The sequence below is a fragment of the Vreelandella arctica genome (assembly GCF_037070215.1).
In the GTDB taxonomy this organism is placed as follows: domain Bacteria; phylum Pseudomonadota; class Gammaproteobacteria; order Pseudomonadales; family Halomonadaceae; genus Vreelandella; species Vreelandella arctica.
The window spans coordinates 40218-62825 of the sequence record NZ_JBANSN010000001.1; the positions used below are offsets into that span (position 1 = coordinate 40218).

Annotated in this window: 21 protein-coding genes; 14 read left to right on the plus strand and 7 right to left on the minus strand. The window is 55.7% G+C overall.

Annotated features, from left to right (window positions below; all coding sequences use genetic code 11):
• Nucleotides 1-21 precede the first annotated feature (21 nt).
• Genes V8L70_RS00200 through apaG form a run of 5 tightly spaced genes read left to right on the plus strand, consistent with a single transcriptional unit; the run spans nucleotide 22 to nucleotide 5856 of the window.
• Entirely contained in the window at nucleotides 22-2472 is a 2451-nt protein-coding gene (locus V8L70_RS00200) for an LPS-assembly protein LptD (protein ID WP_336268468.1), read from the plus strand.
• Nucleotides 2473-2511: 39 nt separating this feature from the next.
• Nucleotides 2512-3537, plus strand: a complete 1026-nt coding sequence (locus tag V8L70_RS00205) for a peptidylprolyl isomerase (RefSeq protein ID WP_336268469.1) — start codon at nucleotides 2512-2514, stop codon at nucleotides 3535-3537.
• Complete coding sequence (pdxA, locus tag V8L70_RS00210) at nucleotides 3537-4601, plus strand: 4-hydroxythreonine-4-phosphate dehydrogenase PdxA (RefSeq protein ID WP_101145222.1); 1065 nt, start codon at nucleotides 3537-3539, stop codon at nucleotides 4599-4601. Before V8L70_RS00205 ends, pdxA begins: the two co-directional genes overlap by 1 nt.
• Nucleotides 4602-4654: 53 nt before the next feature.
• Nucleotides 4655-5482 (plus strand): 16S rRNA (adenine(1518)-N(6)/adenine(1519)-N(6))-dimethyltransferase RsmA, encoded by an 828-nt coding sequence (rsmA, locus tag V8L70_RS00215; RefSeq protein ID WP_336268470.1) that lies wholly within the window; start codon nucleotides 4655-4657, stop codon nucleotides 5480-5482.
• A complete protein-coding gene (gene apaG, locus V8L70_RS00220; protein ID WP_008956340.1) occupies nucleotides 5479-5856 on the plus strand; it encodes a Co2+/Mg2+ efflux protein ApaG in 378 nt (125 codons plus the stop codon). The genes rsmA and apaG overlap by 4 nt, the downstream gene beginning before the upstream one ends.
• Here the strand turns inward: apaG and V8L70_RS00225 are convergent.
• Nucleotides 5825-7300: an FAD-dependent oxidoreductase gene (locus V8L70_RS00225; protein ID WP_336268471.1), complete on the minus strand. Its 1476-nt coding sequence runs from the start codon at nucleotides 7298-7300 to the stop codon at nucleotides 5825-5827. The genes apaG and V8L70_RS00225 overlap by 32 nt on opposite strands.
• Nucleotides 7300-7479 carry a hypothetical protein gene (locus tag V8L70_RS00230; protein WP_336268472.1) on the minus strand — a complete coding sequence of 60 codons (180 nt, stop codon included), beginning with the start codon at nucleotides 7477-7479 and terminating at the stop codon, nucleotides 7300-7302. The genes V8L70_RS00225 and V8L70_RS00230 overlap by 1 nt, the downstream gene beginning before the upstream one ends.
• Before the next feature lie 225 nt (nucleotides 7480-7704).
• Here V8L70_RS00230 and V8L70_RS00235 point away from each other — a divergent pair, with 225 nt between their 5' ends.
• Complete coding sequence (locus V8L70_RS00235; RefSeq protein WP_176304452.1) at nucleotides 7705-8520, plus strand: symmetrical bis(5'-nucleosyl)-tetraphosphatase; 816 nt, start codon at nucleotides 7705-7707, stop codon at nucleotides 8518-8520.
• A gap of 8 nt (nucleotides 8521-8528) precedes the next feature.
• Nucleotides 8529-9665 carry a tRNA nucleotidyltransferase/poly(A) polymerase-related protein gene (locus V8L70_RS00240; RefSeq protein WP_336268473.1) on the plus strand — a complete coding sequence of 379 codons (1137 nt, stop codon included), beginning with the start codon at nucleotides 8529-8531 and terminating at the stop codon, nucleotides 9663-9665.
• 4 nt (nucleotides 9666-9669) lie between these two features.
• Here the strand turns inward: V8L70_RS00240 and folK are convergent, their stop codons facing one another.
• Together folK and folB are read right to left on the minus strand one after the other, a co-directional pair.
• On the minus strand, nucleotides 9670-10218 hold the full coding sequence (folK, locus tag V8L70_RS00245; RefSeq protein WP_176304454.1) for a 2-amino-4-hydroxy-6-hydroxymethyldihydropteridine diphosphokinase: 549 nt from the start codon (nucleotides 10216-10218) through the stop codon (nucleotides 9670-9672).
• Nucleotides 10215-10595 (minus strand): dihydroneopterin aldolase, encoded by a 381-nt coding sequence (gene folB / locus V8L70_RS00250; RefSeq protein ID WP_336268474.1) that lies wholly within the window; start codon nucleotides 10593-10595, stop codon nucleotides 10215-10217. The genes folK and folB overlap by 4 nt, the downstream gene beginning before the upstream one ends.
• Before the next feature lie 103 nt (nucleotides 10596-10698).
• On the opposite strand from folB, the gene plsY reads away from it, so the two are divergent.
• Nucleotides 10699-11271, plus strand: a complete 573-nt coding sequence (gene plsY, locus V8L70_RS00255; protein WP_336268475.1) for a glycerol-3-phosphate 1-O-acyltransferase PlsY — start codon at nucleotides 10699-10701, stop codon at nucleotides 11269-11271.
• A gap of 7 nt (nucleotides 11272-11278) precedes the next feature.
• On the opposite strand, the gene tsaD is transcribed toward plsY, so the two are convergent.
• Nucleotides 11279-12334 (minus strand): tRNA (adenosine(37)-N6)-threonylcarbamoyltransferase complex transferase subunit TsaD, encoded by a 1056-nt coding sequence (gene tsaD / locus V8L70_RS00260; RefSeq protein ID WP_336268476.1) that lies wholly within the window; start codon nucleotides 12332-12334, stop codon nucleotides 11279-11281.
• A gap of 224 nt (nucleotides 12335-12558) precedes the next feature.
• On the opposite strand from tsaD, the gene rpsU reads away from it, so the two are divergent.
• The 3 genes from rpsU to rpoD all read left to right on the plus strand — a co-directional run bounded on the left by rpsU (nucleotide 12559) and on the right by rpoD (nucleotide 17013).
• Nucleotides 12559-12774 (plus strand): 30S ribosomal protein S21, encoded by a 216-nt coding sequence (gene rpsU, locus V8L70_RS00265; protein ID WP_008956349.1) that lies wholly within the window; start codon nucleotides 12559-12561, stop codon nucleotides 12772-12774.
• A gap of 312 nt (nucleotides 12775-13086) precedes the next feature.
• Nucleotides 13087-14937, plus strand: a complete 1851-nt coding sequence (dnaG, locus tag V8L70_RS00270) for a DNA primase (protein WP_336268477.1) — start codon at nucleotides 13087-13089, stop codon at nucleotides 14935-14937.
• Nucleotides 14938-15162: 225 nt separating this feature from the next.
• Complete coding sequence (rpoD, locus tag V8L70_RS00275) at nucleotides 15163-17013, plus strand: RNA polymerase sigma factor RpoD (RefSeq protein ID WP_008956351.1); 1851 nt, start codon at nucleotides 15163-15165, stop codon at nucleotides 17011-17013.
• 185 nt (nucleotides 17014-17198) lie between these two features.
• On the opposite strand, the gene V8L70_RS00280 is transcribed toward rpoD, so the two are convergent.
• Nucleotides 17199-17837 carry a hypothetical protein gene (locus tag V8L70_RS00280; RefSeq protein ID WP_336268478.1) on the minus strand — a complete coding sequence of 213 codons (639 nt, stop codon included), beginning with the start codon at nucleotides 17835-17837 and terminating at the stop codon, nucleotides 17199-17201.
• A gap of 171 nt (nucleotides 17838-18008) precedes the next feature.
• Between V8L70_RS00280 and V8L70_RS00285 the strand changes: the two genes are divergently transcribed.
• Complete coding sequence (locus tag V8L70_RS00285) at nucleotides 18009-19391, plus strand: L-serine ammonia-lyase (RefSeq protein ID WP_336268479.1); 1383 nt, start codon at nucleotides 18009-18011, stop codon at nucleotides 19389-19391.
• 11 nt (nucleotides 19392-19402) lie between these two features.
• Here V8L70_RS00285 and V8L70_RS00290 read toward each other — a convergent pair whose 3' ends face one another.
• Nucleotides 19403-20299, minus strand: coding sequence for a LysR family transcriptional regulator (locus V8L70_RS00290; protein WP_101145235.1), 897 nt, complete (start codon nucleotides 20297-20299; stop codon nucleotides 19403-19405).
• 130 nt (nucleotides 20300-20429) lie between these two features.
• Between V8L70_RS00290 and V8L70_RS00295 the strand changes: the two genes are divergently transcribed.
• Complete coding sequence (locus V8L70_RS00295; protein WP_336268480.1) at nucleotides 20430-21413, plus strand: MBL fold metallo-hydrolase; 984 nt, start codon at nucleotides 20430-20432, stop codon at nucleotides 21411-21413.
• Nucleotides 21414-21458: 45 nt separating this feature from the next.
• Entirely contained in the window at nucleotides 21459-22568 is a 1110-nt protein-coding gene (locus tag V8L70_RS00300; RefSeq protein WP_336268481.1) for an S-(hydroxymethyl)glutathione dehydrogenase/class III alcohol dehydrogenase, read from the plus strand.
• Nucleotides 22569-22608: the final 40 nt, after the last annotated feature.

Sequence of the window (22608 nt, forward strand, 5' to 3'; positions counted from 1 at the left end):
TGGATGCCAAGGATAACGAACATGGGCAAGCGATTTTCGCGCACGTTGCCAGTTGCGCATACGCTGATGGGCAGTTTGCTTGCTGGCGCCTCGTTTACGGCGGTGGCTCAAGGTCAAGACATGCCCGCGGAAGCGTTAGACTGGCAAGCCTGGGGGGAAGAAGAGGCGGCCAATCAATTGTGCCGGGGGCGCTACGTGATGCCCAGCTACCGCTTACCCGCGGAAGAGAACCCGGAAACCCTCTCACTTGAGGCCAGCGACGTCGATTACGCCGCCAATGGCGAGGCGTTGTTGCGCGGTGATGTGGTGCTTCGGCGCGGCAATGAGGAAGTAGAAGCGGAGCGTGTCTTTTTACCCGCCGACCGTGAGCAGGTCGATGCTGAAGGCAATATCGCCATACGTGACGGACGTGCATTGGTGCGCGGCGAGCAGGCGATGCTCAGGCTAAATGAAGACCGTGCGACGTTGGGTAATAGCCATTATGTGCTTTACGACCAGCACCTGCGCGGTCAGGCCGCTCAGTTAGAGCAAACCGGGGAAAGCGAGTACCGCTTGCAGGACGCCAGCTTCACGACCTGTGACCCAGGCGCCAATAGCTGGGAATTGGTCAGCAGCGATATTCGATTAAACCAAGCCGAAGGCTTTGGCACTGCGCGCCATGCCCGACTGCATGTTAAAGATGTTCCGGTGTTTTACTGGCCCTGGTTGCGTTTTCCCATTGATGATCGTCGTCACACCGGGCTACTTTCCCCGTCGATAGGCTTTTCATCAGATGGTTTTGATTACGCCCAGCCCTTTTATTGGAATATCGCCGCTAACCAAGATGCGACCATCACGCCGCGCTGGATGAGCGACCACGGGTTGCTGATGAACGGTGAGTACCGTTACTTGTTTGAAGAGAGTGCGGGCATCGTCGAAGGCGGCTATTTAAATAGTGATAACGGCGGCTCCGGCGGTGGAGAAAATCGCTTTGAAGGTGAGGATCGTTGGTATGTGGATGCCCGCCATGCAGGGCGGGTAAACGAGCGTAGCAATTACCGGCTGCGCTATGGTGCGGCCAGCGACGGGCGCTATTTTGATGACTTTGGTGGCGAGTTCGGTGAAAGTGATCGCGCCAGCATGGAGCGCTTGGCCCAGGTCGATTACCGTGGCCAGCGCTGGCAGTTAGATGCCCGTGCCCAAGGCTTTCAGCGTCTGGAAGACCCGCTCAGCGATAGCGATAAGCCCTTTTATCAACTGCCGAGCCTGAGTGCCAACGCGAACTGGCAGTTCGACAACGGCCTCTACACCCAGTGGCGCTCTAATGCGACCTATTTTTGGCGCGATGTGGATGAGCGCCGTGTGCCGGAGCGTGAGGCGGCCACCGGTAGCCGATTGCACCTTACGCCTGTTGTTGGCTGGCGCTTTGAACGGCCTTGGGGCTATTTAGAGCCGCGTACTGAACTGTGGAACACCGCCTATGAGTTGGATTATGGCGAGCGAGAAACGGAGCGGGGCGACTCGCCCAGCCGCAGCATTGCGCTGACCTCAATCGATAGCGGGTTGGTCTTTGAGCGCGAGCTGGCCCTCGGCGGGCGCGACTATCGCCAAACCTTGGAACCGCGTCTGAACTACGCCTACGTGCCACGTACCGATCAAACTGAGCTGCCGGACTTTGACAGTCGAGAACGTGTGTTCTCCTGGGATCAGCTCTGGTCCGCCCAGCGCTTTTCCGGCACTGACCGCGTGGGTGATCTCAACCGGCTCTCTTATGGCGTGCAGTCGCGCCTACTTGAGGATGCGTCCGGTCGTGATCGACTTTCGTTTGGGGTCGGGCAGAGTGTTTACTTTGATGATCGCCGAATCGATAGCGAAGGCGATGCGGATACGCTGCCGGATCGGCCGGAAGAAAACCCCAACGTTAATCCTGAAAGCTACTATCAGGCCACCCGGGATCGTTCACCACTAGTGACCCGCCTTGATTGGCAAATTAATGATCGCTGGAGCAGTGGCTACGAATGGCTCTACGATGATCACCGTGATCGCACCGAACGCTCAAGCGTTGATGTACGTTATCGCCATCCCGAAGGGCACGTAGTGAACCTTGGCTACCGTTGGGAGATCGAAGGATTTGACCCGGGTGTGTTGCAGGGCGACGACGGCTTTCGCGACTATAACCGTGAAGAGTGGGATCTGTCGTTTGCCTGGAAAGCCAGCACTAGCATTGATTTGATCGGTCGCTACCTTCACGATCAAACCAATGACCGCTCGCTTGAGCAGCTGGCAGGCGTGCAGTGGAATAACTGCTGTTATGGCCTGCAGCTTGTTTGGCGTGAATGGGTCGATGACGATGATACTGCCCGCATTGATGATGATTTTAATGATCGCGGGCTTTTTTTGCGCTTCGTGTTCCGTGGCTTAGGTGGCGTTGGCCAGAATGCGGACAGCTATTTTGAACAGACCATTCCTGGCTATCGTCCGACCGCCCTGTAAATGACTTCCATAGAATGGCTAATGAAAGAGACGTTTGTAATGAAAATGAGAAAGCCCTTGCTAGGCCGAATGAAGCAGCTCTCTGCTGGTAGCCTACTCGCCCTCTGCGTTGGCGCTGGCCTTGCGTTGGCCCCACTGACGCTCCAAGCGCAAAATTTCCAATCCACCCAGCGTCAGGCATTGGATAGTGTCGTGGCCGTGGTCAATAACGATGTGATCATGCGCAGCGAATTGGATGATCGTATGGCGCAAATTGAGCAGCAGGCCCAGACGCAGGGCGGTAATCTTCCTCCCCGCTCCCAACTTGAGCGGCAAGTGCTTGAGCGTATGGTGATGGAAGAGATTCAGCTACAAATGGCGGAAGATGCCAGTCTGACGATTGATGATACTGAGCTAAACGGTCAGGTGCGCTCGATTGCCGAATCCAACGGTATGACGCTGGATGAGTTTGCTGATGCCGTGGAAGCTGACGGCATGACGCTGGCGAGCGTGCGCGAAGATATTCGCCGCGAAATGCTGATGCGTCAGGTGCAGCAGCGCCAAATCAGTAATCGTGTGACGGTTAGTGATCGTGACGTTGAGCGTTTTCTTGACCAGCAGCAGGGGCAGGCCGGCGAGCAGAACTTCATTGAAGAGACGCGGGCCCGCCACGTATTAATCGAGCTGACGCCTAATCGCGATGAAAACCAGGCGCGAGCGCGAGCTGAAGAAGTGCGCCAGCGCTTGTCTCAGGGTGAGGATTTTGCCTCCGTGGCGCGCGAGTATAGCGATGACAGCGGCACTGCACTCAACGGGGGTGAGCTTGGCTGGGTGCGACCAGGGCAAACTGTTCCTGCGTTTGAGGAAGCAATGCGTGACCTAGGCGTTAACCAGATATCCCAGCCGGTACGCTCTCAGTTCGGCTACCACGTGATTGAGGTGGAAGAGCGTCGCCGCCAGAACGTTACTCAGGAGAGTCAGCGCGAGCAGGTTCGCCAAGCGATCTTCCAGCGTCGCGCGAATGAAGAGCTTGAAACCTGGCAGCAAGAGATTCGCTCACAGGCTTTTGTTGATGTTCGTCTCTAATGGTAGCTGGGACTTCAAGGGCTGATAGCGCGCTGCCGGTGGTCATCACCACCGGCGAACCAGCGGGCATCGGTCCTGAACTAACGCTAATGCTTGCAGCCGGGGGGGGGCTTCCTCCAAATACCGTGGCCATTGGCGATCCGGAAATGCTGCGCCAGCGCGCAATTGCGCTGGGGCTGGATGTGACGGTGGTAGAGTGTTCGGTGGGTGAGTGCCCAAGTGGCGACAATGCCTTACCTGTTTGGTCCGTCGCTCTTAATGCCCCTTCCTCGCCAGGTGTGCTTAATCCAGCTAACGCCGATTACGTACTTGCCACCCTGGCAATGGCGGTCGATGCTTGTCAACACGGCCTCGCCGCTGCCATGGTGACCGCACCGCTGCACAAAGGCGTAATTATTGACGGCGGTCACCCTGGCTTTACCGGCCATACCGAATGGCTGCGTGATGCCTGTGGCGTTGATGACGTCGTGATGATGCTGGCCACCGACGCGGCGCTACATGCGGCATCGCCAAGCTGGCAGGGTAGTGGCGATTTACGTGTTGCTCTGGTGACCACCCACTTGCCTCTGCGCAACGTCGCCGACGCTATCACCTTTGAGCGGGTCACTTGCATTAGTCGCTTACTGGCGATTGGTTTGCAGCACCAGTTCGGGATTGCTAAACCGCGCATTGCAGTGTGTGGCTTAAACCCGCATGCCGGTGAAAATGGCCACCTGGGCCACGAAGAGCTGGATATTATTATTCCCGCGCTTGATGCCCTTCGCGCTGAGGGAATGGATATCCTTGGCCCGTTGCCCGCCGACACACTATTTACCCCGCGGCACTTGGCAGGTGTCGATGCAGTGTTGGCGATGTACCATGACCAGGGCTTGGCAGTGTTAAAATATGCAGGCTTTGGTCAGGCTGCCAATATTACCCTGGGCTTGCCATTGGTACGCACTTCGGTCGACCATGGCACCGCGTTGGATCTGGCTGGCAAAGGCGTGGCAGACCCCGGCAGCCTGAAAGTCGCTATCGCCCTTGCACGCCGTCTATCTACCCAGCGGTTGTCTGCTACTGTCTAGCGTTTGCTGCGAAATACTCCCGATTGAATCCGCACTCCAAGGAACACCGTTTGATGTCTATTGTGCCCCAACACCGCGCTCGTAAACGCTTTGGTCAGAACTTTTTGCGCGACCTTGGCATTATTTCGCGGATCGTTCGTGCCGTTGGCCCGCGCTCGACGGATCGCCTTGTCGAAATTGGCCCAGGGCAGGGTGCACTGACCGAGCCGCTGCTGGAAGCGGCAGGGCATTTAGAAGTCATTGAGCTCGACCGCGATCTGATCCCTGGCCTGCGCGTGCAGTTTTTTAACTACCCCGACTTTGTGATACACGAAGGCGATGCGCTGAAGTTTGATTTTGCCGCGCTGAAAGGCGATGGGCCTGCGCTGCGCGTGGTGGGTAATCTGCCTTACAACATCTCCACGCCGTTGATAATTCACCTGCTTGCCGCAGGAAGTGCGATAGAAGATATGCACTTCATGCTGCAAAAAGAAGTCGTTGAGCGCTTGGCTGCTGAACCGGGCGGTGCTGATTGGGGGCGTCTTTCGGTCATGGCGCAGTACTACTGTAGTGTCGAGCAGCTATTTATTGTGCCGCCGGAAGCCTTTGTGCCGCAGCCCAAGGTTGAGTCGGCCATTGTGCGTTTAACGCCTCATGCGACCCTGCCTCATACAGCAGAAGACCCCACGCTGCTGTTTGAGTTGGTAAAGCTCGCGTTTGGACAGCGGCGCAAAACGCTGCGCAATAACTTTAAAGGGCGCGTGAGCCCTGAAATCCTTGAAGAATTAGGTATTGATCCTATCCGCCGTCCGCAAACACTGACGGTCGCCGAGTACGTGGCGATTGCCAATCGAGTCGCCGCCGATGAGCAGGCGAGCAGTGAGCGGGGCAGCCAAGCGTGAGTGGTCTAACTATCGAGGTAAACGTTGCGCCTAGCTACCGTGCCGATGAGTCCAATGATGCGGAGTCGCGCTACGTCTTCAGCTATACCATCACCGTCCATAATCAAAGCCCCCATAGCGTGCAGCTCATGGCGCGCTACTGGAAAATCACCCAGGGTAGCGGCGAGTGCCAGGAAGTGCGCGGCAAAGGCGTCGTCGGGCAGCAGCCGCTGATTGGCCCTGGCCAGAGCTTTCGCTATACCAGCCGTGCCATTCTTCAAACGCCGGTGGGAGTCATGGAAGGCGCCTATACGTTGCTAGACACATCTACGCAACGCGCGTTTGAAGTGGCTATCACACCGTTTAGGTTGGCGGTACCGCTCCAGCTTCACTAGATGTCTGCGTTAACCTGCTCTCCAGATGATCGCAAAGCCGCAGGGCCAGCTGCACTAGCGTTAATGTAGGGTTGGCGTGCCCCGCGCTGGCAAACACGCTGGAGCCCGCCACGTAGCAATTTTCCTGGGCAAATAGACGGCAGTCGGGGTTAACGATACCCGTCTCGGCAGCAAGGCTCATGCGCGTGCCGCCCATGTGGTGACGTCCAGCTAGTTCGCCTTCCGTGGGCAGTTGCACAGGCGTATCGGCAAGCCAATCAGCCATCTGTAGTCTGCCCACCTCATTGTCACGTAGGTATTCACCCAGCAGCAGCATGCTCTCGCGAATGGTGCGGCGATCCAGCTCAGACTGCTGCCATACCAAGCGGCTGCGGGGAACGCCCAGTTCATCCAGCTCATCGCTCAGTTCGATACGGTTCTCAAAGCGCGGCTCCTGTTCCCAGGCGGCTCTTAATACCACGCCATGGATTACCTGCCCTTGGGCTTGCCAGACACGTATCCGTCCCGCCAGCGTAGGGGCTTGATCAGCGAGCTCATCAATCAGCGCCTGAGTGGTTTCAGTGTTCATACGGTGCAAGCGCAGCCCACAGTTGAGTATTTGACGTGAATCGAGGGATGCAGCAGTGGGGGAGAGAAACACGTTGTATTCGTCGTCTAGCCCCAGCGCCGCTGGCTTGAACAACAGTGCCTTGCCCACCGTGGCGTGAGGGTGCTCCATCCAGTAGCGCCCCAGCGTGCCCGCCTGCGGTATTAGCTGTCCATTGGCTTGCTGGTTGCACCACAGCAACAAACGTGAGTTTTCGATACCGCCGCAGGCGAGCACAAAATAGCGCGCATGTACCAAGCGGTAGTCCCCTTGGTAATTCTTGAAAGTGGCACTGGTGACGTGGCCATCTTGGGTTTCCAGTGCCACTAGGTTGGCCGTTAAGCAGCACTCAAGCGTCATCGAATCGCGCAGCGTAGCGGCAAATTTATCTTTCAGCCGTGTCGGGTTGCCCAGAGAAAAATAGATGCGTTTAAACCCAGCCCCAGCGATGGATTGGTCTGCGGGCGTCGTCGCCAAGTCGAGTAACTTAGCGGCAGAGCGGTAGTAGGGTGAAAGCGCATCACGGCCAATGGGCCAAGCTGTCTCGCTGGCAGCTGATTTGGCGGTGAAGTCATAGCGATCCAACGGACGACAGACGCCTCCCCAGTGATTGGTCGAGCCACCTAAATGGCGTAGGCGAGCGCCATATAAAGGAATATAAGGGTCGCCGATGGTTTCACCCCGATAACAATCCTGGGAGCGTTCGCTGTAGTCCGCATCGCCACCTTCGCACAGCAGCACGCGATGCCCCCGCTCCGACAGGGTGACCGCCATGGAAATACCTGCTGCACCCGCGCCGATAATGCATACATCCACGGCGTCACGCTGTTCGCTAATAGCCTCAAAATTGATATACATCAGCGGTCACTAGCCTTAAGCAACCAACCGTTCACCACCACCGAAGCGATAGGTGGGGAAGTTTTAGCGGTAAAGGTCTGGGCGATCGGCAACAGTGTTGTACCGGGCAGCACTACAGCGCCGATGCCCGCCAGGGTAACCACCCGTAGTAGCCCACGCCGCGTATGATCCATAGCCATATGAGTATCGTTTTCCTTAACAGTAGTGACGAGGCAGCCATGCTTATGAAAGGCGATTTCGCTGCTGGACGTGTCTCTTGAGAGCGCCTGCGCGCATTTTTATAGTGATCCACGTTCGCTACTTTCACCAGTGTTAATCATCAAGATAAATAACCGACGGCAGGCAGAACAGGCAAGTGAGGTGATAGTATTTAGCCCATTCATTTCATTAAAAAGGCCTCACGCATGAGCACCTATGCGATCGGCGATTTACATGGCTGCCATGCTGAATTCGTAGCGCTGCTGGAGAAACTCAGTTTTAACCCTGCGCGGGATACGCTTTGGCTAGTCGGCGATTTGATTAATCGCGGCCCCGGTTCTTTAGCGTGCTTGCGGGAGGTGCGCGCGCTCGGTAGCGCCGCAAAAAGCGTATTGGGCAATCATGACTTCCATTTGCTGGTCGTGGCCCGTGGTGGCGGTAAGCTTAAAAAAAATGACACCCTGAGCGATATTCTTGGTGCCCCTGACCGGGAGGAACTGCTGGATTGGCTTCAAAGCCAGCCCCTTAGCGTGTTTGAGCACCGGATACTAATGACCCATGCCGGGCTGCTGCCCCAGTGGAGCGTTCCTCAGGCCGAAGCGCTCGGGCGGGAAGTTCAGGCGGCGCTAGCGAGTGAAACATCAGGGCAGTTTTTAACCCAGCTATTCGGCAACCAGCCGGACATCTGGCGCGACGATCTAGAAGGCATGGACCGGCTACGTTTGATTGTGAATGTGTTCACTCGGATGCGCTTTATTGATGCCCAAGGGCGTTTAGAGTTTGCCGCGAAAGAGGGGCTTGATAGTGCCCCAGAAGGTTTTCTACCTTGGTTTCAATACCCGCGTGCCGATGATATTCAACTGCTGTTTGGCCACTGGGCTGCCCTTGAAGGGGAGACTCCTCAGGCGCAGGTGCCCGTCGAGGCGCTTGATACAGGCTGTGTTTGGGGCGGGCGATTAACCGCGCTAAACCTGACCAATGGCGAGCGCACTAGCGTGCCCAGTCAGCAGCGGGGGAGATAGGGAAAACAATGGAAAAAAGTGACACTAACAAACGGAGTGACCCCCGTTTAGCAGGCCTACAGGTTTATCGTGTAGGCGGCGCGGTGCGTGACGCTTTGCTGGGTTGGTCGGTTGTCGATAATGATTGGGTCGTGGTGGGGGCGACGCCAGAGGCCATGCGCAAGCGTGGTTTTAAGCCAGTGGGTCGCGACTTCCCGGTTTTTTTGCACCCAGAAACAGCTGAGGAGTATGCCCTTGCCCGCACCGAGCGTAAGTCTGGTCACGGCTACGCAGGGTTTGATGTTCACGCCAGCCCCGATGTCACGCTGGAAGAGGATTTGTTACGCCGTGACCTAACCATCAATGCAATTGCCCAGAGCATTGAGGGGGAGTTAACCGACCCGTTTAATGGGCAGGGCGATATTGAACAGCGTGTGCTGCGGCATATCTCAATGGCGTTTAGCGAAGACCCGCTGCGGGTACTGCGTACTGCGCGCTTTTTAGCCCGCTATGCATCGCGGGGATTCACCATAGCCGATGAAACCCTGGCATTGATGCGCCAAGTGAGCCACAGCGGTGAACTTGAGCATTTGGCCGCCGAGCGGGTGTGGGTGGAAACCGAAAAGGCGCTGGGCGAACCAAGCCCGGACGTTTATTTCACCACCCTAGAGCGCTGTGAGGCGCTGCCCATCTGGTTTCCCGAACTTATGGGGTCGGTGTTGCCGCAAGGTTTAGCTGCGCTGGGTCAAACGCCCCAAAGCAGCACGCTAGCAGTGGCCCACTGGCGCTACGCGCAGTTGGTGTCACCGCTCACCGCCGAACAGCGTGATGCCTTAGCAACGCGGTTAAAGTTGCCTAACGCCGTGGCCCAGCTTGCCCGTCATACCGCGCTCACTCATACGCTGCTTACCGCGCCACTGGATGGCCCGAATGTGCTGCATTGGCTGGAGCGGTTGGATGGCTGGCGCAAGCCCGAGCAGGTCGAGGCGCAGTTGGCATTAGTGAGCGTGCTGGCGCCGGAGCAAGTGAAGCGGCTTGGCAGCGCTTGGCTAGCGGCTCGCGAGGTGGGGCCGCAGGCGTTAATGGCGGAAGGATATCAGGGGGCAGCGCTGGGTGAGGCAATACGCGTGCGGCGCGGGCAAGTCGTGGCGGTGGCACTTGAGTAGCTGGTTATCGACGGGCCGCTGCCAAGCGAGGAAGCTCGTCTGACTGAGAGATCCAGCGGCCACGCCAGCTAAAATCAACCGCCCAGAGGCGTTGGCTGCCTAGTTCGAAGGTTTTCCATAGCGAAGCGTAAGAGGTGTCACACAAGGGGTGGCGTTCAGTGGGTAGCAATTCAGCAAGCGGCTGCAGCACGAACGCATTATGAGTGATTTCGCTGCGTGGCAACGTGACATCATCGATGGTGCCGCAGAGGCTGCCCACGGTAAGCAAGTCGATATCCAACGCGCGGGGGCTGAATTTAGCAGTGTCGGGAAGGCGACCGTGTTCTATTTCCAGCTGCTTACTCCAAGCCTGAAGCTCCCCGGGTGACCAGTCACTGTGAAAGGCTACTACCAAATTATAGAAATTGCGGCTGTCGGTAAAACCCACTGGCTCGCTTTCAAAAACACGTGAGATTTGCAGCGAGCCAAAGGTCTCCGCGAGCGCATCAAGGCAGTAGCGGATATGCCGAGTGGGATAAATATTGCTGCCTAAGCTGACAGTAACCAGCTTCATGCGCTGGGCTCCTGCGTTACCTCTGGTAAGGCGCCGCGGGTAATTTCCAAACCGACGCTGATAGCGTTGGGCACTGCACCGGGTTTACGCACGGTCAGGCGCAACCAGCTAATTGGGAATTCTATGCGCAGGCATTCTGCGAGGCGTTCGGCGAAAGTTTCGACCAGGGCGAATTGATGATCATCAGCAAATGTCTGGATGCGCTGACAAATGGCGGCGTAATCCAGCGTGAGGCGTAAATCATCGGTGGCTGCCGCTGAGCGAATGTCGGTCGCCAACGCCAAATCTAAGCTCAGAGTTTGTTGAATCGAACGCTCCCAGTCATAGACACCGATAACTGTGTCGACGGTTAACGCTTCAATCAAAATGCGATCCATCTGCCTTCCCCCAGCTGCAACAAGCGGGCGATTGTACGTTAGGATGGGGCTAAACGACAGCGACCCAGGCTATCGAGACGGTCTATAAAGCGAGCAGAGCGCCATGGTATGGATAGTAGTAGGTTATTTAAGCGGCAGTTGGTTGGCAGCGCTGAGCGTTTGCCGCCTCGCGGGTGTGGGTGACCCACGCCAACATGGCTCGTTTAACCCTGGGTTTTCTAACGTATTGCGCCTTTATGGCCCCTGTTTAGCGGCCGTTACTCTGCTGCTAGATGCCTTAAAAGCCATGCCCGCTGTTTTAGGGGCCAAGCTTATGAACTGCCCAGTATGGTTGCAAGGGCTGGTTGGGCTGGCCGTGCTGCTTGGACACAGTTTTCCCTTATGGCATCACTTTCGTGGCGGAAAGGCAGTTGCCAGCGCGTTTGGTGTACTGCTGATATTGGTGCCCAATGTGGCGCTATTAAGCGCCGTCATTTGGGCGCTACTGGCGTGGCGGCTAAAGACGGCGGCGATGGCATCGCTGGTCAGTGCTTTGGTGGCGCCGCTAATATGCGCTTGGCTAGCGCCTGCGTATTTTGTGGTAGTCGGTGGCTTTAGCCTGCTGGTGCTGGCCCGGCACGGGCTCAATATTCGTCGACTGCGACGAGGTGAAGAGCCGCCATTTCGCGGCTCCTAGAGCGCAGCTAGCTGTCAGCGGCAGCCGGGGGTGTCAGTTGATCCAGCGGCCAACGGGGTGTCGCCTGCATGAGGCCGGGGGTATCGCTTTCGCCTGCTGCAAGGCGTTGAGCACCCACGTAGGCAATCATGGCGCCATTGTCGGTGCAAAAGCGCCCGCGTGGGTAGTAGGCGCGGGCTTGGCGTTTTTCACACTCAGCGTGCAGTCGTTCACGCAGGCGATGATTGGCGCTAACCCCACCCGCCACCACTAAACGTTTCAAACCGGTTTGATCCAGCGTCCTGCGGCACTTAATGACCAGCGTATCAACCACGGCTTCTTCAAAGGCACGGGCTACATCGGCACGTGCTTGGTCGTCGAGTTCCCCGGCTGCTTCCAATTGGCGAATAGCGGTCATGGTGTGGGTTTTTAAGCCGGAAAAACTAAAATCGAGCCCTGGTCGGTCGGTCATCGGGCGTGGGAAGCGAAAACGCTTGGGATCCCCTTGTTCCGCCAGTTTGGCGACTTGAGGCCCACCTGGGTAGGCCAAGCCCAGCATTTTGGCAGCTTTATCAAACGCTTCACCCGCGGCGTCATCCACCGATTCACCGAGCAACTGATAGCGGCCCAGTCCTTGCACTTCGACCAGTTGGGTATGCCCGCCGGATACCAGCAGTGCCACGAAGGGGAACGCAGGCGGCTCGTCTTCCAGCATCGGTGCCAGTAAGTGGCCTTCCATGTGATGCACGCCCAGTACGGGAATGTTTAACGCTCGTGCCATGCCGTGGGCGGTGCTGGCGCCCACCATTAATGCACCGACTAAGCCCGGGCCAGCGGTATAAGTAATACCGTCCAGGTCATGACGCGTTAGCTTGGCATCGCTGAGCACTTGCTCAATCAGCGGGAGCAGTTTGCGGGTGTGATCGCGAGAAGCGAGTTCGGGGACCACGCCGCCAAATTCGGCGTGCATGGCGATTTGACTGTAGAGCGCGTCGGCAAGCAGCCCTTTGCCGCCGGTTAGCGAAGTGTCATAAAGCGCAATGCCCGTTTCGTCGCAGGATGTCTCAATGCCCAGAACACGCATAAAAGGGGACTCTCAAAGGATGTGCAAAAAATATAAAGGTGAAAATCACAAGGTCAGTAGTCTAGCATTGTCGCTGCAAACGAGCGTAAGCATTTGCAAAGATGGCCAGCGACGACTAGACTACTGTGCGCTGTAAAACTGGGTCGTACACCGCGTTCTAGATCGTAATATCGCAGTGTACGTACTATCCGAACTCAAGACTCCTTAAGGTAGGTGAGTGCTTAATGCCTTCTGTAAAAGTACGTGATAACGAGCCGTTTGACGTCGCCCTGCGTCGCTTCAAGCGTTCTTGCGAAAAAGCCGGTGTTCTTTCTGAAGTACGCCGCCGCGAGCACTATGAGAAGCCGACTGCTGAGCGTAAACGCAAAGCGGCAGCTGCCGTAAAACGCCACGCTAAGAAAGTCCAGCGTGAGCAAAAGCGTTTCGAACGGCTCTATTGATCCGTACCCGAGGGGGCCGGAGCAGTTAGCTGGTCGTCTCAAGAGGGATGCCAAGCGGCCGCCACTAGGTGGCCGTTTGTTTTTGACTGTCGTTTTCAAGATCGCTGTTTTTCAAGGTTATTGTTTTTCAAAATTACCGTTTTTCAAGACCGTCGCTGTTTATGATGATCTGATCTGGCAATAGGTCTGATGGCCTTAAGTAGTTTTTAAGATCAGTTTTAAAACGGTTTTTGAAAACTATTTTGAAGATAGTTTTTGAAAACAGTCTCGAAAGTCAGTGAATAGCGCTTTGCGCGAGGATGCCCGTAGTTCATGGCAGGCCAAATTCCACAGCGTTTTATTGATGACTTGTTAGGCCGCGTTGATGTGGTCGAGGTGGTCGGTGAGCGTGTGCAGCTTAAAAAAACCGGCCGTAACTACTCCGGGCTATGTCCCTTTCATCAAGAGAAGACCCCGTCGTTCACCGTCAGCGCGGATAAGCAGTTTTATCACTGCTTTGGCTGCGGCGCTAATGGGAATGCACTACGCTTCTTGATGGAGTACGACAAGCTGCCGTTTCCCGAAGCGGTAGAGCAGTTGGCCGGGCGCTTGGGTATTGAGGTGCCTCGCGAAGGGGCTGACGACCCGCGTGCTCAGCAACGCGAAAAGAAGCGCAAAGAGGGCGTTAACCTGCTCGAACTCGCCGCCAGTTTTTATCGCGAGCGATTGAAGATGCAGGAAGGGCAGTCCGCCCAGCTTTATTTAACGGGGCGTGGGCTCTCGGATGAGGTGATCAAGACCTATGGTATTGGTTATGCCCCGAGCGGTTGGGAGGCGCTGAAGCAGCATCTCAGTGAGCGTGGTATTGGTGAGCCGGTTCAGGTGGAGTATGGCCTGCTGATTCATCGTGAAGATACCGGGCGTACCTATGACCGCTTTCGGGATCGGGTCATGTTTCCGATTCGTGATTTGCGTGGGCGTACGATTGCGTTCGGCGGGCGGGTAATGGGTGATGATCAGCCCAAATACCTCAACTCGCCGGAAACACCCGTGTTCCACAAAGGCCGTGAGCTTTACGGCCTATATGAAGCGCGCCAAGCCTCTAGCAAGCTTGAGCAGCTTGTGATGGTCGAAGGCTATATGGATGTGGTGGCGCTGGCCCAATTCGGTATTCATAACGCCGTGGCGACGCTGGGTACCGCCACCACGGAAGACCATTTAACCCGCCTGTTTCGACTGGTGAGTCGTGTGGTGTTCTGTTTTGACGGCGACCGTGCGGGAAGGCAGGCGGCTAGCCGGGCGTTGGAAACCGCGTTGCCGCAAATGATTGATGGCCGTGAAGCGCGCTTTCTATTTCTACCGGAAGGTGACGACCCGGATACCCTGGTGCGCCGTGAAGGCACCCAGGCGTTTCAGGATCGCGTCACCTGTGCCATGCCGCTGTCGGAGTTTCTGTTCGAGCAAGCGGCCCAAGGGCGCGACCTGAATACGGTGGAAGGGCGCGAACGATTTGCCAGCCAGGTGCTGGAAGCATTGAACAAAGTGCCCGATGGCATGCTCAAATCACTACTGCTTGAATCATTGGCGCAGCGTAGCGGGTTGGCGCAGGAGCAGTTGAAGGTATTGCTCGAAAAACGTATCCAAGCGGCACAGCGCCATCCTGCGCAAGGGGATCCAGAGCAGGGTGAAATAGGCTCGTCTTCAGAGAGCACCAGCGCGGTCAAATTGGCGTCTACTCAGTCATCGCGTTCCCGCTCTCAGGTGCTTTCTCCTGTCGGACGTATTGTGCAGCTTCTGCTACATGAGCCTAATTTGGTTTCAGCGCTGCCTGATCATTTGGAGTGGTTACCAGAAGATGACGATACGCCGCTATGCCAAGAGTTGATTGCACTGCTCAAAGCAGGGCGTTACCGCAGTCCGCAGGTGGTGTTGGCGCATTTTCAGGGCAGTCAGCAGGGGCAAGCTTTGGCAGCCTTCGCTAAGCGCGAATTGTTGATTCCAAAGGCAGATAGGGAAGCAGAGCTGAATGGCTGGGTGGAACATCTGCAGCATGTTCAGCGTCAGCGTTCTCCACAAGAGGAGTACGCAGCGTTGCTGGCGCAGGAGCGCGCCGGGCAAAAGCTAGATAAGGAGCAGCGCCAGCGTTTGGCAAGCTTGGTAATGGAGCTTGCGCAGCGCCAATAAGGCGGTGTTTTGAGCGATGGGGTTGAATTCCTGCCGTATCAACACCAGATATAAGGTCAGCCACCGAGCGTTGGCCTAACCGAACAACCTAACACACCTAAATGACCGCGCAAATACGTCGAGCTGGAAAATTTCCTGCTATTTACGCTATACTGTACGGCTTGTTGAGTTTAATCGATTCAGCGCTCCAGGTGTTTCATTCTTCTTCGTCGAGATAGGGTTTCTATGGCTGGAAATGCGCAGCAGCAGTCACGTCTGAAGGAGTTGATCGCACGCGGCAAGGAACAGGGCTACCTGACCTATGCCGAGGTCAACGACCATCTACCCGAGGATATCGCCGACCCGGATCAAGTGGAAGACATCATTGGCATGATCAACGACATGGGTATTAGTGTCGCTGAAGAAGCGCCAGATGAAGACACTTTGATGATGTCGGATCAATCCACGGACGAGTCCGCTGCGGAAGAGGCCGTAGCGGCCCTTGCCGCCGTGGAAAGCGATGTAGGCCGCACCACTGACCCCGTCCGCATGTACATGCGTGAAATGGGCACGGTTGAACTTTTGACCCGTGAAGGCGAAATTGAAATCGCCAAGCGGATCGAAGAGGGCACCCGTGAAGTGATGTCGTCTCTGGCCTATTTGCCGGGTGCCGTCGCGTCTATTTTGGACGCTTACGACGCTACCCAGGATGAAGAAGCGCCGGGGCGTCTTTCGGATCTATTTTCTGGTTTCATCGACCCGGATGAAGGTATTCCTGGTGTCGCTGAAGCAGAGGTACCTGAACCAGAGCCCGAGTCCGAGCTAGAAGAGGACGTTGAAGGCGAAGGGGATGAGGAGGACGAAGACTCTACGGCCAGCGAAGGCGGTCCGGATCCAGAAGAGGCGCGCGCGCGTTTTGAGCAGATTCGCGAGCAGAACGCCCTGGTAGAAGCGGCGTTTGCCAAGCATGGCCGAGGCAGTGCCGAGCTGAAGGCAGAGCAGGCCCGCCTGGCCGTGCTTTTCTCACCCATCAAGCTGGTACCTAAGCACTTTGAGCGCCTCGTCGGCCAGGTGCGTATCAGCGTTGAGCAGGTGCGCGCCCAGGAAAAAGCGGTGATGCAGCTGTGCGTGAAGAAAGCCAAGGTGCCGCGTAAAACGTTTATCAAGTCGTTTCCTGGCAACGAATCGCGTAAAACGTGGCTGGATGATTTCCAGGCAGCGCAGAGCAAGTACGCTGACCGTCTTGAGCCGCTGCGCGCCGATATCGCCCGTGCCCAGCGCAAGATCGCCTTTGAAGAAGACATGGTGCAGCTCTCTGTTGCCGATCTTAAGGAGGTGAACCGCAAACTCTCGATTGGTGAGGCGAAAGCGCGTCGTGCCAAGAAAGAGATGGTTGAGGCTAACTTGCGCTTGGTGATCTCGATTGCCAAGAAGTACACCAACCGTGGTTTGCAGTTCCTGGATCTCATTCAGGAAGGCAACATCGGCTTGATGAAAGCGGTCGATAAGTTCGAATACCGCCGCGGTTACAAGTTCTCTACCTATGCCACTTGGTGGATTCGTCAAGCAATCACCCGCTCCATCGCGGATCAGGCGCGCACCATTCGTATTCCGGTGCACATGATTGAGACGATCAACAAGCTCAATCGCGTATCACGCCAAATGCTGCAGGAAATGGGCCGTGAGCCGACGCCGGAAGAACTCGGCGAGCGCTTGGAAATGCCGGAAGATAAAGTACGCAAGGTACTCAAAATCGCCAAAGAGCCGATCTCCATGGAGACGCCGATTGGTGACGATGATGATTCACACCTGGGCGACTTTATTGAAGACGGCACCATGCTGCTGCCGATCGATATGGCCACCGGTGAAGGCCTTATCGAAGCGACACGTAACGTGTTAGGCGGCTTGACCGCTCGCGAAGCGAAAGTGCTGCGTATGCGCTTTGGTATTGATATGAATACCGACCATACGCTGGAAGAGGTGGGCAAACAGTTTGACGTGACGCGTGAGCGAATTCGTCAGATTGAAGCTAAAGCGCTGCGTAAGCTGCGTCACCCCAGCCGCTCTGAACCGCTGCGTTCGTTCCTCGACGAGTGAAAGCCGTAAGTAGTGCGTGGTAGTAAGTAGTAAGTGATAGTAAATAGTGAGTGATAAATAGAAAGTAAAAAGCCCGCCGTTCTTTGAACGGCGGGCTTTTTTATGATCGGTATGTTTTTTTATGATTGTATGTTTTGTTTTTGATGATAAACGTGTGTCTTATGACCGAATATTTGCCCCAAGTGCTACTGTCTGGCCAAGTAGACCCGTCTTGCTAGCAGCAGGAGTTCAAGGGTGGCGATCAAAATTAAGCTGTAACCAAGTAGCTCAACCACTTCTTCGGCGACGTTTTTAAAGTCCCGCGTATAGCTCTCTTGAAGCACCGTGCGCCAAAAATCCTGCCGCCCATATAAGCGCGAAAAAATATAAGTGGTTAGCACGCCTGCCGTAAATAAACCAAACGCAAAGGTATTGCTATAGTGGGCAAACTCTTCCAGAAAGCGTCGGCGTTGCTTAATCACCCAAACCAGCGTGGGAATAATAATCAGCGCGACAAGTACCTTCCACGTGTTGCGGGCTATATAGTTGTCTAAAAAATAATCTTGTTCGCGCACCAGCGAAGCGGCCACAAACGCTAGCAGCAGTAGCGTGACGGTGGGCCATACCTTTAGCACCTGACGAATATAAATCAGCATGGCGCAGCAGGTGGCCAGCACTAACGTTTGGGTAAACTCGGTAAAGCCCAGCTCAGAAAACCGCACGGAGGGGAGATACAGCGCTTCTAAATAGGCACCCTGGGCAATCGCACCGATAAATAATACGTACAGCACCGCACGCACTAAGATGGTTTGAAATCCTATTGGCCAGGAAGGGGGTGAAGACATACCAGCATCCTTTGTGGGTAGGCAGCATTGCTGCTACACAGTTACATGTACATTTAAAAAACATGCACGGGTGAATGTTCATTATATCGCCACACTTATAGGTGCGCACGTCGATATTGAGGGTAATTCCTCGACGTTTGATTAATAACAACGTTGTGAGGCGTAATTGGCATGGCTATTAGCGTATTTGATCTTTTTCGTATCGGCATCGGGCCCTCCAGCTCTCATACGGTGGGCCCGATGCGCGCAGCCCGAGATTTTGCCCTGGCGCTTGGTGACGCCAGCGTTACTCGGTTGGTGATAAGGCTGCATGGATCACTTGCTGCCACCGGGGTGGGGCACGGAACCGATCAGGCTGTTCTCATGGGGCTAATGGGCGAAGCGCCTGAAAGCATTGACCCAGACACGATTGCATCGCGGCTAGAAAAACTGGAAGAGGGTGAGCCGCTGCTGCTCGCCAATGGCCAGCCGATCAGTTTTTCACGGCATCACGATGTGCAGTGGGATGAGACCTGCCTGCCGTTTCACCCTAATGCCATGGTGCTAAGCGCCTATTGCGATGACGCGCTGGTGGCGACCAATACGTTTTACTCTCTTGGCGGCGGTTTTTATGTCGACCAATCTAAAGCAGACCAAGCCAAGGCGGATCAAGGCGAGGTTGGCGACGATGCCACTGAATTGCCTTACCCCTTCGAGACTGCCGCCGAGCTGCTCGCCCTGTGCCAGCAGCATCAGCTGCGTATTAGCCAAGTGATGCTTGAAAACGAAAAAGCCTGGCGCAGCGAAGCGGCTATTCGTGAAGCGCTGCTGACCATTTGGCACGCCATGAGCGACAGCATCGAGAATGGCCTACGCGCGACGGGGCATTTGCCCGGCGGGCTCAACGTGCGCCGTCGTGCGCAGCTGCTTCACCAGCAGTTGCTGCATCCGCCGGAAAATCAGAGTTTGATTGTGTCGAGTTTTACCGTGATGGATTGGGTTAACGTATTTGCGCTGGCGGTGAATGAAGAGAACGCTGCCGGGCGGCGTATGGTCACCGCCCCCACCAATGGCGCGGCGGGCATTGTGCCTGCTGTATTGGCGTACTATTTGAAATTTGAGCCCGACGCTAGCGAGGCGGATGTAGTGGATTTTCTGCTCACAGCCGGGGCAGTCGGCATTTTGTGTAAAAAGAATGCTTCCATCTCGGGCGCTGAAGTAGGCTGCCAAGGCGAGGTGGGCTCCGCCTGTGCAATGGCGGCCGCTGGGCTTGCCGAAGTGCTGGGCGGCACGCCGGGCCAAGTGGAAAACGCTGCTGAGATCGGCTTGGAGCATAATCTGGGGTTAACCTGCGACCCGGTGGGCGGCCTTGTCCAAGTGCCTTGTATAGAGCGCAATGCGATCGCCTCCGTCAAAGCCATTAATGCCGCGCGTATGGCGCTGCATGGCGATGGCGAGCACTTTATATCGCTGGATAAAGTGATTCGCACCATGCGCGATACCGGCCGCGATATGCAGGATAAGTACAAAGAGACCTCTAAAGGCGGGCTCGCCGTTAATGCTATTGAGTGCTAAGCAGCGGTTTCTTAACTAAGCGAGTCCTTGGGCAAGACGCTAGCAATATTGGCGACCAGATAATCTACCAACTGGCGTATTTTAGGCGATAGATGGCGGTGGCGGGGGTAGACCGCCCACACAGCAGTATCGTGGTGCTGAAAAGGCTCAAGCACGGCTACCAGCTCACCGCTTGCCAGATAGGGAGCCACGTAATAATCAGGCAACTGCGCCAAGCCCAGCCCTTTGCGAGCAGCATCTAACAGCGCCGGACCGGAATTACCGCTCCAGCACCCCTCGACACGCACTTCCCGGCGTTGGCCGTTCACTTCAAATAGCCAGTTAGGTCGTGAGCCAATCAAGCAACGATGTTGGCTAAGTTCAGCCAGGGTATGTGGGCGCGGCGCTTGGCGAAAATAGCTCTGCGAGCCGACGATATATTCGCGCCGGTCGCATAGGCGCCTAGCGATTAGGCTGGAATCCTTTAACACCCCCATTCGAATGGCGATGTCGTAGCCCTCTTCAATCAATTCCACCGGCCGGTTAGTGAAGTGCATATGCACGTCCAACTGAGGGTGTAGGCACTGAAAGTCGTTAACCAGCGGGGCAATAAAACGCTCTCCAAACGTAGTGGCCGAGGTGAGTTTAAGCAAGCCGTTAGGCTTGCCTTGCAGTTCGCTAAGCGCTTGTTCAGCATCGCGCAGCCCATCAAAAAGATGACGACAGTGCTCAACGTAAGTAGCCCCTGCATCGGTCAGGCGGATTTGCCGCGTGGTGCGGTAGAATAATTGTACGCCCAGCTGATTTTCGAGCTGGCTGACCAAACGACTGATATGCGAAGTGGATACTTTTAAGTGGCGGGCAGCGGCAGAGAACGTGCCCAAACGCACTACCTCGACAAACGCTTCGATACGGCTCCAGTGCTGCATGTTGATTCCTTAGGTCGACGGCGATTGTTGCTGAGTGACAATAATCTTATGAGTGTATCCCGCTTTATCTACTGCGCCTAGCTGACCTACACTGCTCGCATCGTTGGCGTATCAATGGAGTGTATAGCTTATGTCTAAATTCTTATCTCAGTGGTCGCGCGGTGCGCTGGCCGTTGCTATTAGTGCTGGCTGTGCCGCTAGTGCTCAGGCAGAGCTACCTACGCAACAGCAAGAGCAGGCTCCCGGCTGGTTTCGTATGATGGTTGGGGAGTATGAAGTCACCGCTCTCTACGATGGTCATACAGCGATTGATACTTCTTTGCTAAAAGGCATGGAGCAAGAAGAGATTCTTCGCCATCTGGATGCGCTATTTATTGATGCGGAAAGCGGTATGCAAACCGCGGTTAACGCTTTTCTTATTCATACTGGCGAGAATCTGGTGTTGGTCGATGCCGGGTCTGCCGCCTGCTTTGGCCCCTCGCTTGGTCAGGTAGAGAGCAACCTCCGCGCATCAGGCTACTCGCCAGAAGATGTCGACACGGTGTTGATGACCCATTTACATCCGGATCATGTGTGCGGTTTAGCCAATGAGAGTGGCGAGGCGGTTTATCCAAACGCTGAGTTACGTGCCAGCCAAGCCGATGCTGGTTTTTGGTTGGATGAGGAGCGTGCGGCAGCGGCGCCCGAAGGTAATCGAGCGTTCTTTGAAATGGCCCAAGACGCGGTAGCGCCTTATCAGGAAGCGGGTCGCTTCAACCCCTTTACAGCAGGTGATGAAGTGCTCATGGGCATTGTTGCTCAAGATACTCATGGCCATACTGTTGGTCACTCAAGCTTTATGCTCAATAGCGATGATGAGGCCATGCTGGTATGGGGAGACGTAGTGCACAGCTACGGCGTGCAGTTTGCCGACCCTACGGTGGCTATTGAGTTTGATTCTAATCCAGAGCAAGCCGTGCGCACGCGGGAAAGTGTGCTCGAAAGCGCCGTTGAAGATAAGCACTGGATCGCCGGTGCCCATATGCCTTTCCCTGGTATTGGACATATCATAGAAGATGAACAAGGGTATCGCTGGCTGCCAATTGAATTTGCCCCGGTAGCAGCTGACGAGTAACGCATTCGTAATAGTGGTTGAAGTAATGAACATTGAGGAGCCGAAATGAAGTCACGCGCAGCTGTTGCACTAGAAGCGGGTAAGCCGCTCGAATTAGTTGAGATTGATGTTGAAGGCCCAAAAGCGGGCGAAGTACTGGTTAAAATGGCAGCGACTAGCGTCTGTCATACCGATGCCTACACGCTTTCTGGAGCTGATCCGGAAGGTAATTTTCCCGCCGTATTGGGTCACGAAGGGGCCGGCGTCGTTCAAGAAGTAGGCGAGGGCGTTACCAGCCTTAAGCCGGGCGACCATGTGATCCCGCTCTACACCGCCGAGTGCGGCAAATGTAAATTCTGTTTGTCGGGTAAAACCAACCTGTGCGGCAGCGTGCGCGCTACCCAGGGTAAGGGGGTCATGCCTGACGGTACCTCGCGGTTCTCCCTAGACGGTAAGATGCTTCATCACTACATGGGCACCTCTACGTTCAGCGAGTACACGGTGTTGCCAGAAGTCTCCCTAGCGGTGGTGTCTAAAGAAGCCCCTATGGATAAAATCTGCCTGCTGGGCTGCGGTGTGACTACCGGCATCGGTGCAGTGCTGAATACCGCCAAAGTAGAGCCGGGCGCTACGGTGGCGGTGTTTGGCCTTGGTGCGATTGGTCTTGCTGTTATTCAGGGTGCGGTGATGGCCAAAGCGGGTCGAATTATTGCCATTGACGTTAACGCTGATAAGTTCGAGCTGGCCAAGCAGTTTGGCGCTACCGATTTTGTGAACCCGAAAGAGTATTCAGACCCGATCCAACAAGTCATTGTCGATATGACCGATGGCGGTGTCGACTACTCCTTCGAGTGTATCGGCAACGTTAACGTGATGCGTTCGGCGCTGGAGTGCTGCCATAAAGGCTGGGGCGAATCGATCGTGATTGGTGTCGCCGGGGCCGGTGAAGAGATTTCGACACGGCCGTTTCAACTGGTCACCGGGCGCGTCTGGAAAGGCTCTGCCTTTGGTGGCGTCAAAGGGCGCAGCGAGCTACCGGGTTACGTGGATCGTTATATGAAGGGTGAGATCAATATCGACGACTTCATTACCCACGATATGCCGTTTGAGAAGATCAACGAAGCGTTTGATTTACTGCATGCGGGTAAGAGCATTCGTACCGTACTGCATTACTGAGTATCATTGCTGAAACTGATAGCTAGCACGTTTAAAACGC